The sequence below is a fragment of the Streptomyces dioscori genome (assembly GCF_003024195.1).
In the GTDB taxonomy this organism is placed as follows: domain Bacteria; phylum Actinomycetota; class Actinomycetes; order Streptomycetales; family Streptomycetaceae; genus Streptomyces; species Streptomyces dioscori.
Genome location: NZ_KZ679046.1, coordinates 352,528 through 364,730 on the forward strand (window position 1 = coordinate 352,528; position 12,203 = coordinate 364,730).

Below are 12,203 nucleotides of genomic sequence, written 5' to 3' on the forward strand. Positions count from 1 at the left end.
AACTCTGTGCCCGCCCATCCTAGGGGCTGTCCTGTACATGATCTTGAACTCATGAGCCGGCCCCTGTTCCGCGCGCACCGGCCAGGGGGTCCGGTCCGACGGTGTGGCCGAGCAGGTGCAGGGGGCCCGCCGTCACGCCCGCGCGTTCGGTGGCTCGCCAGTAGGCGAGTGCCGCCGACTCCTCCACCAGGCCGTGCACGAGCGGCAGTTGGGGGTCCGCTGCGTGCAGGAGGGATTCCGTGCGGCAGGAGGCGAGGGTTCCTGCCAGCCATGGCTGGGCGAGGTATCCGGCCGCCGCCGCTGCCGGCAGCCCTTCGGCGGTCTCCCGGGTGAGCTCGCCGAGGTGGAGGAGTCCGCCGCCCAGGACGAGTACGTCCCGGCGTTCCCGCATCCGGGCCAGCGCCCGCCCGGTGTCGAAGCAGTGCGGGAAGGAGTCGTCGACCACGATGGTGCCGGGTGTCAGCCGGTCGACATCGAGGAGCGGGTGGGTGCTGCTCACGGCTGTCACCACCAGGTCGGCCCCGTACACGGCAACGGGCAGCGCGGGCCGGGACTCCGCGACCTCCACCGCGTCGGCCAGGCCGCGCTGCTTCAACTGCTCTGCCAGGTGCCGCAGCCGTGGTGCGCTGCCGGGCGCGTCGCACAGGAGCAGCCGCCGTGGCGGGCGGGTGGCCCGGGTGAGCAGCAGGTCCAGGGAGGCCGTGCCGATCGATCCGAGCCCGACGAAGGCGATGTCGAGGTCCGCGAGGTCCTTTCCGGTGACGTCGAGTGCCGCGTGCACGGTCCGGACGACCGAGACGACGGTCGCCGCGTGTCCGGTCGTCACGGCGGCCGATCCCGGGCCCGGGTTCGCGGACCGCAGTACGTCGAAGCCGTATCCGGTCAGGGAAGGGATCATGCCGGCCAGGGACACGCACCGGGCTCCGAGCGAGGAGGCGAGCGATGCCGCGCGGGCGGTGTGGGCGACGAGGGCCGGGTCGTGGGCGAGTTCGTCGGAGAAGACGGGTACGCAGACGAAGCCCGAACTGCCGAGCGGGGTGTGGACCGTCTCCAGCAGGTGTGGGGCGCCGTCGGGGAAAAGCAGCGCGCGCAGGTCTTCCCGGGGCACGGCGTCCTCGGGCAGGCCTGCCAGCCGGGCCAGATGGGCGGGGGCGGGCAGGTAACCGACCAGGGCGGCGTCCATCGATCCCGAGGGCCCGGAGGGGCGGGTCGAGGTGCGTGGCTCCGGGGCATGCGGGTTCACGGCGCTGATGAGCCGTTCCCGGAGCGCCCCTGCGAAGTCCTCCAGCGTCGACTGGGAGAAGGCCGCGGCGGCCCCTCGTACGGTCACGCGCAGTCCGGTGCCTTCCGGGCGTGCGGCCAGGAACACGTCCGTCACCGACGACGGCGGCGCGAACGCGCTGTCCCCGTCGTCCCACGACGCGGTGAGCGTCTGCCCGTGTGGAGCGGCGAGGACGGAGAAGTCGAGATAGGTGAAGAAGAACTGCGAGGTCAGGGGGAGTCCGTCGGCGTTGCGGGGCACGATGTCCTCGTGCCTGCGGGCCTGTTCGGCCTCGGCGACGATCCGCCGCAGGGCGCCACCGAAGTCATCCGCCTGAGCAACCGTGGGCCGTACGGGGACGGCGGTGGCGAACGGGCCGAAGATCCGGTGCGCGTCGAGCGTCAGGCCCCGGTCGCGACCGCTCACCGCCAGGCCGACGATCAGGTCCGCCTGCCCCGTGAGCCGCCTCAACTGCTGGTGGTACGCGGTCAGCAGCGGCGCGTACGAGGTGGCCCCCGCCTCCGCCGCGAGCGCCCGCAGCGACGCGGTGCGGACGGCGTCGAGTACGAATCCCGCTGACACGAAGTCTGTGCCGTCGTCCTTGTCGGTGGTGCGCAGGGCGGGCTGCCGATAGGGGGCGTCGAGCCGGGCCCTGCGCTCCGCCGCACCCGGCGCGGTGCCGGGCTCCGCCTCGGCCGACAGCAGGGCGTGGTCGCGGAAGGTGGCGCGGGGCGCGGGCGGTTCGGGGGAATGGCCCGCGGCCAACCGGTCGTAGAACGACGTGAGTTCCTGTACGAGGAGTGCGGCGCTGTATCCGTCGCCGATGAGGTGGTGTGCGTGGACGAGGAGGACGTGTTCGTGCTCGGTGAGGGTGAGGACCCGGAGCCGGAGCAGCGGCCAGGCCCACGGTTCGAAGCGCCGCTGCGCCTCGGCTGCCGCGCGTTCGTCCACCTCGGTGGGGTCGGTGAGGGTTTCGAAGGTGACCGGGAGGCGCAGGGAGGGCGGGAGTTCCTGCTGGACGGGCGGCCGGGCATTGGCGGGGAAGACGGTACGCAGCATGCCGTGGCGTTCCACCAGCAGGTCGACCGCCGACTGGAAGACCTCCGGGTCGAGCGGGCCGGACAGCCGCAGCCGTGCGGGCCAGGAACCGCTTCTTCCCGGTGAGAGGGCTTCCGCGAGGAGGAATCCGCGCTGGGCGGGTGTGACGGGGAAGGGCGCTGCGTGGTCGGTGGGCGCGGTTGCCGCCGGTGCTGGATGCCCTTGCGTGGCGGTCGCGTCCACCGCGGCGGCCAGCTTCGCGAGGGTGCGGGTGTCGTAGATCACCGTTGGGCGGGGCAGGTGGGGCCTGACCTCGCCGAGCCGGGCGAACACCTGGAGGATGAGCAGTGAGTCGCCGCCCAGGTCGAAGAAGTCGTCCTCGCGGGATACGGAGTCGAGCTGCAACAACTCGGTCCAGATGGCGGCCAGTTGCACTTCGGTGGGCGTGGTTAGGGGAGTGTTCCGGCCGGTGTTCGCCACCGGCGCCGAGGGGGCACTGCCCAGCGCACGGCGATCGATCTTGCCGGTGCCGCTGAGTGGGAGTCGGTCCATCACCGTGATCCGTGCCGGGATCATGTACGGCGGCAGGAGCCCGGCCAAGTAGCGGCGCACGTCCGGTGGTTCGGGTTCCCCGGCCCCCGGTCGGGCGGTGACGAACGCCAGCAGCCGCCCCTCGCGCGCGACCACCGACGCCTGTGCGATCCCGGGATGCGTCTGGAGGGCCGCCTCGACCTCTCCCGTCTCCACCCGGTTGCCGCGGATCTTCACCTGGTCGTCGGTCCGTCCGAGGAACTCCAGAACTCCGTCCGCACGCAGCCGGACCCGGTCGCCGCTGCGATACCAGCGGCGACCGTCCCGCACGGTGAAGGCCTCAGCGGTCAGCTCGGGTTGCCCCAGATAGCCGGGGGTCAGCCCGATCCCCGCGATGAGCAGTTCACCCGACTGCTTCGGGCGGCAGGGCGTGCCGTCGGCGTCGACCACCGCCACATGGGTGCCGGTGACCGGCCGTCCGATCGGCAGGGTCTGCACGTCGTCGGCGGGACGCGTGGTGATGAGGTGGCAGGTGGCGTTGATGGTCGTCTCGGTGGGCCCGTAGAGATTGGCGATGCGCTGGCCGTCGCCGAACAGGTCGAACCACCGGCGTACGTGCGCGGCGGGAAGGGCCTCCCCGCCCACGTGCACCCACCGCAGCGCCGACAGGTCCGGCCGTGCCGCTCCCCGCCGTACCCGCTCCTCGGCGGCCGACAGCAGCTGCTCCCACAGGGTCGGTACGGAGCTCCACACGGTGATCCGTGTCCGCTCCGCGTACGCCAGCAGCAGTTCGGGGTCGCGCAGCAGCTCCCGCGGTACGGTCACGACGGTGCCGCCGACCAGCAGGGGTGCGAGCAGCTGGCGTACCGAGGCGTCGAAGCACGGCGACGCGGTCTGCGCCAAGCGGTCTTCGGGGCCGTAGCCGAAGGTCCCGATGGCCCAGTCGAGGTAGTTCTCCATTGCCTCGTGGGTGATGGGCACGGCTTTGGGCCGGCCGGTGGAGCCCGAGGTGAAGATGACGTACGCGATCGCCTCGGAGGACGAGGTGGGTGTGGGGACGGGCGGTGTGGTGTCGGTCCGCGGGTCCGGCGCGTTGTCGGCGCGCACCGCACGCACCCCGTTGCCGCCCAGCAACCGCGCGACTCGCACGGTCGGTTCATGGCACACCAGGGTGGAGACGTCGGCGCGCTCCAGCTGGTCCGCGAGCCGGGCGGTGGGGTACGTCGCGTCCAGCGGAACCCAGCCCGCCCCGGCGCGCAGGATGCCGACCACGCCGATCACGGTGTCCGGGCCGGGCTCGGTGAGCAGCCCGACCAGGTCACCCGCACGAACACCGTCGGCGTGCAGGCGGGCCGCCAGGAGCTGGGAGGCGCGGTCGAGTGCCGCGTAGGTGAGGGCCGTACCGTCGGCTTCCACGGCGGTGGCGTCGGGCGTGGCACGGAACTGGCGGAGGAGTCGGCCGGTGACACCGTGCGGTGCCTCGGCCACCCGGCGCGGTTCGGTGAACGGCGAGCACAGGGAGGCCAGTTCGTCGCGGTACTCCCTGTCCAGTCGCGCCACCGTGCTCGGCTCGAACAGGGGCAGCGGGAAGTTCCACGACAGGCGCAGCGCCGACTCGTCCGCCCAGCACAGCAGGCTCAGCCGGGTCGCGGCCGAGCCGGTGCCGGCCGCGTCGGCCCGTACCTCGACCGGGCAGTCGGGGGCCATGTGTGCCGGGAAGCGGGCGAAGCTGAAGCCGGCCGGGCTCACCGTGCGGGGGCCGCCGCCGGGCAGGAGCGCGGCCAGGTCGAAGCTGCTCAGCCCGGAGTGCTGTTCGCTCTCCAGCCAGATCCGGCGCAGGCGTTGTGCCAGCGCGACGACCGGTTCGCCGGGGGTCGTGTCGCAGAGCAGGGGGAGGGTGTCGGCGAGCGGGCCGATGAGCCGGTCGACGTCGGGGAAGCGTTCCTCGCGGCGGGCGCGGGCCACGTTGACCGCGATGTCCCGCTGTCCGGACCAGCGCGACAGACAGCGCACGTACGCGGCGAGCAGCAGGTGGAACAGGGACACGTCGTGCGTGGCGGCCAGCCGTTCCAGGCCGGCGGCGAGGGGCGCGTCGAGTGAGCCGTGGTGCTGCACGAGCGGGCCCGACGGGGGTGCGTCGGGATCGCCGTCGTAGGGCAGCCGCAGCCGGTCCCCACGCGAGGCGAGACGTTCGGTCCAGTAGCGGCGGTCGGCGTCCGAGATGGTGGTGTCGGAGGAGCGGGTGGTGCGGGCGTACTGCGCGAAGCTCGGCGCGTCCGGGGTCGGTTGCGGGTGTTCTCCTCGCCACAGCGCGGTGTACGACGCCCACAGTTCCTCGGCCAGGACGTTGAGGCTGTAGCCGTCCGCCGCCGCGTGGTGGACCACCAGCAGCAGGTGAGCGACGGCCGTGTCCTGCCGGAGCAGCACAGCCCGTACCGGTGGTTCGGACGTCAGGTCGAAGGGCCTGTTGCAGAGGGCCGGTTCGAGGTCGTTCACCTGCTCGGCGGCGCAGTCGCGGACCTCGTACCAGGTCGAGAGCGGAGCGGCCGGGGCCAGTCGCTGTACGGGACCTGCGGATCCCGTGCCCGGATCGTCGATGCGCAGGCGCAGCATGCCGTGCCGGTCGGCCAGGCCGGCCAGTGCCTGACCCAGTACATGGGTGTCCAGGGGGCCGCGGACCGTCATCCGCAGATGCCCGCGGGCCGGGACACCGGGATGCAGCCGGCTGCTGGTGTGCAGGGCCAGCTGTACGGGTGTCAGCGGGAAGGGGTTCGGGTCCGCCGTGGGTACGGGAGCGGATGCCGGTGTCTCCGCTGCCGCGGGGGCGCTGTCCGTGTCCAGGTGGGCGGCCAGTTCCCGTACGGTCCGGTACTCGAAGAAGAGCGTGGCGGGCAGGGATCGCCCCGTCCTGCGTTCGAGGCGCTTGACCAGGTCGACCGCGCCGAGCGAGTCCAGTCCCAGGGAGAGGAACGGCGCGTCGTCGTCGACGGTCGACGCCGGGACGCTCAGCGACTGTGCCAGCAGCTCCCGCAGCGTTGCGGCGGTGCCGGACAGGGGCGTGGTCGTGTCGGCCGCGGGAGGTGGCTCGCGCGGCGGTTCGTCCGTACGTGGCAGATGGGTGCTGGGCCGTTTCGGCCGGTCTGCCGGCCGGTCGGCGAGGACCAGTCGGGCCTGGCCGGTGCCGCACGCGGTCCGTAGTGCCGCCAACGCCGGTGCGGTCGCCAGGAGTCGGCCTCCCTCGTCGGGGAGGGCGTCGGCGGCGAACGCGGCTGCCAGACCCGTCTCGGCGAACGGCCCGAAGTTCACCGACAGCCACGGCCGCCCCGCCTGCCGTTCGGCCCCTGCGAATGAGTCGAGGAAGGCGTTGGCGGCAGCGTAGGCGCCGAGCGCCCCGGCCAGTCCCGGCAGTACCGAGGAGACGGAGGAGAACGCCACGCACACCTGAGGGGTGCGGCCGTGTCTGCCGAGGGCTTCGGACAGCAGCACCGTGCCGAGCGTCTTCGCGCCCAGCGCCTCCATGGTCTCCTCCACCTTGGTTCCGCGCAGACTTCCGGGGCGTACGACTCCCGCCGCGTGGAAGACGGCGTCCGGCGCGGGTAGTGCGGCGACCAGTGCCTCGACGTCGTCCCGTGAGGTGAGGTCGGCCCGGTGGTAGCGGGCTTCGGCGCCGAGTTCGGTGAGTTCCGCCAGCAGACCCGCGGGCGGTTGCGGGGAACGGCCCGTGAGCCAGATCTCCGGTCGGCCCCGCCCGGCGAGTTCCCGGGACAGGGCGGAGCCGAGACCTCCGGCGCCACCGGTGATCAGATACGTGCCGTCAGCCGGCAGCCGGTCAGGAACGCTCAGCAGGTCCGCGGCTGCCGGTGTGACGGCCCGCACCAGCCGCTGTCCGTCCCGCCAGGCGACGGCACCGGCCGCCTGGGGTGCCGTCACCTCGGTGAGGACAGCGTCCAACCGCTGCTCGGCGTCGTCGAGGGAGGACAGGTCGACCCAGTGGGCGACCGCTCCGGTGGACTCCGACGGCACGGCCGACGTCAGGCCGCCCAGTACCGCCTGGACCGGATTCGGCCGTTCGCTGCCGTGCCCGGTGGCGTGCGCTTCCTCGGTCACCACGAGCAGACGGCCGGCCCCGGTCAGGTCGAACAGAGTCAGCGCCTCGTGGAACGCCGTCACCAGCTCGCGCTGGATCCGCTCGATGTCGGCGGACGTGCTGTGCGCGGCGGGCCCGGCCAGCAGGATCACCGCTTGCGTGCGGACTTCGGGGGCCACGGTCGTCCGCACGCCATGCTCCGCGAGGCGCTGGCTGAGGTCGTACACGGCTGTGGAGTCCGGGCCGGTCACCAGCACCGGTCCGCATGCGTTCGGCGACAGGGGTGTCTTCTGCCAGGTGACGTGGTGCAGCAGGCCGGGTTGCGCCGCCCTGGGCCAGTGGCGGCTTCGCTGGTAGGGGTAGGGCGGCAGCGGGACTCGCCGAAGGCTCGCGGCGCTGTTGAGCAGTTCCGTACGGTCCAGTGACGCGCCGCGTGCCCACAGGTGTGCCACGGTCTCCAGCAACTGGCGGGCCCCGCCCGGGACGTTGTCACGTGGAGTCTCGGCACGGTCCGGGCCGGGGGGAGCGGAGACCACGAGGACGTCCCTGGCAGCGGCGCCCGCCGCGGCTTGCCGCACGGTGGCGGCTGCCCGTACGAGACCTGCGAGGTTCTCCGGCGACCCCAGTTCCACGAACGTGTCGTAGCCCTCGTCCAGCAGCCGGGTCACTGCCTGCCCGAACAGCACCGGTCGCAGGGCGTGTTCGCGCAGGTGGACCGGGTCCAGACGCGGCTGCCATTCGGAGCTGAGCGTGCTCAGCACCGGAAGGCCGGGATCAGTGACCTTTAACAGGGCCGCTGCGGCTGCCAGTTCGTCGGCGATCGGCTGCATCAGCGGTGAGTGGAAGGCGCGTGACACGTCAAGCGCGCGTACGGACGCGCCTCTCACGGAGAGTTCCCGTGCGGCCCGTTCGACCGCGTGGGGGCTGCCGGAGAGGACCAGCCTGCCGGGGCCGTTGTACGCGGCGACGGCAAGCTCGCCCGGGTCCGCCGCGATCAGCGCCGCCACCTGCTCCTCGTCGGCTCCGCGCACCGCCGCCATCGCGCCCGGCGGGGTCGCCGTGCCCATGAGGCGTCCGCGTTCCGCCGCGAAGGTGAGTGTGTCGGCGAACGACATCGCTCCACTGACACAGGCGGCGGTCAGCTCCCCGACGCTGTGTCCGACGAGCGCGTCCGGGCGTACGCCCCAGGCCCGCAACTGCCGCGCGAGCGCGACCCCGTGGGCCACCAGCAGTGGTTGGGCCACCTCTGTGGCGGCCCGGGCGCTTGCGTCCACCTCGGGGTCGACGCACCAGGCCGTCAGCTCCCGCCCGTGTACGGGGCCGACGTGGGCCGACGCCTCGTCGAGCGTGGCGCGGTACACCGATGCGGTCGCGTACAGCGCACGGCCCTGACCCGGTCGCAGCGAGCCCTGGCCGGGGAACATGAAGACGGTTCGCGGCCGACCGATCACTGTCCCGCCGACCACACCCGGCATCCGGTCGCCACCGGGACCCGTGGCAGCGGCCAGACGCTCCCGCAGGTCACCCTCGGCCACGACGGCGAGGCGATGAGCGCCCTCGTCGCGGGCCATGGCCGCCGCCCGGCACACGTCACCCTCGTCCAGCTCCGGGTGCGCGTGCAGATGGTCCAGCAGGCGGGATGCCCAGGCGTCCAGCCCGGCCGCACTGTTCGCCGACAGGGTCAGCAGGTGTGGGCCGCTGCTGTCGCCGGTCGGTTCGTCCGCCGTGCGGGGCGGTGCCTGTTCCAGTACGGCGTGCGCGTTCGTGCCGCCGAAGCCGAAGGCGTTGACACCGGCCCTGCGAGGACCGGACGGGTCGGCCGAACGCCACGTGTCTGCCTCGGTGACCAGCGCGAATCCCGACCGCGCGACGGCGGGCGAGGGCGGCGTGTGGTGCAGGGAGGCGGGGAGGCTGCCGTGCCGCAGCGCCAGTACGACCTTGACCAGTGAGGGCAGGGCGGCCGCGTTCAGCAGGTGCCCGACGTTCGTCTTCACCGAGCCGAGCAGCCGTGGCAGTCCGTCCGTGCGTGGCGGGAAGGCGTGGGCCAGGGATCGCAGTTCGATGGGGTCGCCGACGGCCGTGCCCGTGCCGTGCGCCTCGACATACGTCACCGTTGCCGGATCGACGCCGCAGACCTCGTACGCGCGGGTGATGACCTCGCGCTGGCGCAGGGGGTTGGGTGCCATCAGGCTCAGGGAGGTGCCGTCGTTGTTGACGGCGGTGCCGCGTACGAGGGCGAGGACGTCGTCGCCGGCTTGGTGGGCGTCCTGCGGCCGGCGCAGGACGAGGGCCGCGCCTCCCTCGCCGGGTACGAACCCGTCGGCGGCCGTGCTGAAGGCGCGGCTGCGTCCGGTGGGGGACAGGGCCCGCGCGGCTTCCAGGGCCTCGTATCCGTCGGGGGTGAGGTGCAGGTTGACTCCGCCGACCACGGCGAGGTCGCACTCGCCGTCCGCGAGGCTGCGGCGGGCCAGATGCAGCGCGACCAGGCCTGACGAGCAGGCGGTGTCCACGGCGAGGGCGGGGCCGTCGAGGTCGAGGCAGTGCGAGACGCGGGCGGCGACCAGGTTGGGGAGGTTGCCCGTCAGCGCTGTCGCGGACGAGGCGAGGTCGGGGGAGGTGTCGGCGAGGACCTTGCGGTAGCCGCTGTCCCCGGCCGCGGCGAAGACGCCGACTCGCAGGCCGCGTCGGCGGGGTCCGGCGTAACCGGCGCGTTCCAGGGCCTCGTGGGCGAGTTCGAGGAAGATCCGGGCCTGCGGGTCGAGCGTACGGGCTTCCTCGCCGCCGATGCCGAAGTGGTCGGCGTCGAAGGCGGCCGGGTCGTCGAGGAAGGCACCCCAGCGGCCGGGTCGTGCGGTGTCAGCGGTGTCAGCGGTGTCAGCGGTGTCAGTGGTGCTAGCGGGGCCATCTGCGCGCCAACGGTCCTGTGGCACCTCCGTGACGGTGTCGCGGCCGGCCGTCAGCAGCTCCCAGAACTCCTCCGGCGTGCTCGCGCCGGGAAAGCGGCAGGCCATCGCCACGATCGCCGTCGGCCCCACGACCGCTGTCGCTGTCGCCTTCGCCGATGACGCGTCGTCCGGCGAGGGCGGAACCGGCGGTCCGTCCACAGCGGGTGTGCGCGGTGCCGTGGCCTCCTCCACCGAGGCCAGCAGGTGGTCGGTGAGTGCGGCAACGGTGTCGTTGCGCATCACGGCGGGCCCCAGTGTGACCCCCAGGGACTCCTCCAGCTGGGCGAGCGTCTCCATGGCCTTGAGCGAGGTGCCGCCCAGCTCGCGGAACCGGTCACGGTCGCCGAGGGACTCCTCGGGCAGTCCCAGCACACCGGCCCAGACGCCGCGCACGACCAGTCGCACGGCAGCGTGCGAGCGGGGTACGGCGGACCTTCCCGCGTCCGGCTCGCCCGGCTCGCCCGGCGTGGTCGGCGTGGTCGGTACGGTCGGCCGGGTCGGCTCGGTCGGAGAGGCCGGGTTCGCGGCCCGACCGCGCGGTGGACCCGATGCGGCGGAGTCCGCAGCCGTTCCGGACGCCGCGGCGGGCCGGTACGCGCCCTCCTCGAACCGGGCCCGCATCCGCCGCCGTTGCAGCTTGCCGCTCGTGGTGCGCGGGAACGCCGACGGTGGCAGCGCGAGCACGCGCACGTCGTCGTGCCCCAGCGCGGTACGGACCCGGCGCGCGACCCCGTCCAGCACCTCGGCCGCAGCGCGTGGCGGCCGGGCCCAGGGCACGAAGACCACCACGCGCTCGCCGCCGGTCACCGGGTCCGTCGAGCCGATCACCGCCGGACTGCCAGGTGGCAGCCCGGGGCTCGCGCTCACGACCTCCTCCATGTCGGGGGCGTGGAAGGTACGGCCGTTGAGGAAGAGGACATCCTTGTGGCGGCCGGTGACGCACAGGCGGCCGTCCCGCAGGAACCCGAGGTCCCCGGTCCGCAGCCACCCGTCCTCGGCGAAGGACAGCGCCGTCGTCTCCGGCAGCCGGTGGTAGCCACGGGCGGTCTGCGGGCCCCGCACCTCGATGTGACCCACCCGCCGGTCATCCAGCGGTCGGCGGGAGTCGTCGGTGATCCGGACCGAGCAGCCCGGCACCGGCGGGCCGACGTCCATCACCTCCACGACGTCCATCGCTTTCACGAGGTCCAACGCTTCCACGACGTCCAGCGTTGCCGAGGGGTCCGTCCCCGGCAGGCTCTTCCCGCTCGCCGCGCGTTCCACGACCACGCCCCGCGCGAGTGCGGCCCGCTCCAGGGCGACGGGAACCGCCACTTCGCCCAGCGGCGGGAACGTGACGGCCAAGGTCGCCTCGGCCAGCCCGTACACGGGCGTCGCGGCCCGCGGGTCCAGCCGGGCGGGACGCATCCTGGCGGCGAAGTCCCGCCACACCGTCGCGGAGATCGGTTCGGCTCCGACCAGGATCAGCCGTACCGGACTCAGGTCGAGTCCGGCCAGTACGTCCTCCGGTACCCGCCGGACGGTCAGCGCGAGCGCGAAGTTGGCGGCCGACAGGACCGTGCCCCGGTGCCGGGCGGCCACCTCAAGCCACAGACGCGGGTTCTTCGCGAACGACAGCGGGCCGATCTTCACCTGCTTCGTCCGCGACGCCAGCGGTGCCAGATGGGTGCCGATGAGACCCATGTCGTGGAAGTACGGCATCCAGCTGACCAGGACGTCCTGCTCGGACAGGGCCGAGACGGCGACTATTTGGCGGAGATTGGCCACCACGGCGGCATGGGTCAGCTCCACGCCCTTGGGCGCGCCGGTGCTGCCGGACGAGAACTGCAGAAACGCCAGGTCGTCGGGTGCGGGCGTCGCGGGTGCGGCCGGAGTGGGGCACTGTCGCAGGGCCTCCAGCCGCAACACCTCGACAGGGCCTGGCAGTTCTTCGGCCACCTCCGTGCAGGCCGCGTCCACCATGATGTGCGGGCGGCCCAGGTGCTCCCACACAGGACCGACCCGCCGCGTGTCGGGCGCGAGCGGCACCGGTACCAGACCGGCCGCCAGCGCACCCCAGAACATCGGCTGGAAATCCTCGCTGCGGTCCGCGAGCAGCGGCACACAGGTACCCGGGGCGATGCCTGCCGCACGGAGACCGCCTGCCACCCGCAGGGACTCTTCGAGGAGCTGCCGGAAGGTGACGGCCACCTCGCTGCCGTCCCCGCGGACGTGGACGACGACCTGTCCAGGTGCCCGGTGGGCCGCGTCCAGCAGCACGTCCAGGAGCGTTTCAGGAGGAGTCATGAGTCCGTTCGTTCGTGCGTGGGCGGGTCGCGGGCGTGTGGGGGTTCCCCAGTAT

The 12,203-nt window shown here is 73.1% G+C and carries 1 protein-coding gene; it reads right to left on the reverse strand.

Annotated elements, in window-relative coordinates; genetic code table 11:
• Nucleotides 1-49 precede the first annotated feature (49 nt).
• On the reverse strand, nt 50-12,148 hold the full coding sequence (locus C6Y14_RS24245; protein WP_107018894.1) for a hybrid non-ribosomal peptide synthetase/type I polyketide synthase: 12,099 nt from the start codon (nt 12,146-12,148) through the stop codon (nt 50-52).
• Nucleotides 12,149-12,203 lie beyond the last annotated feature (55 nt).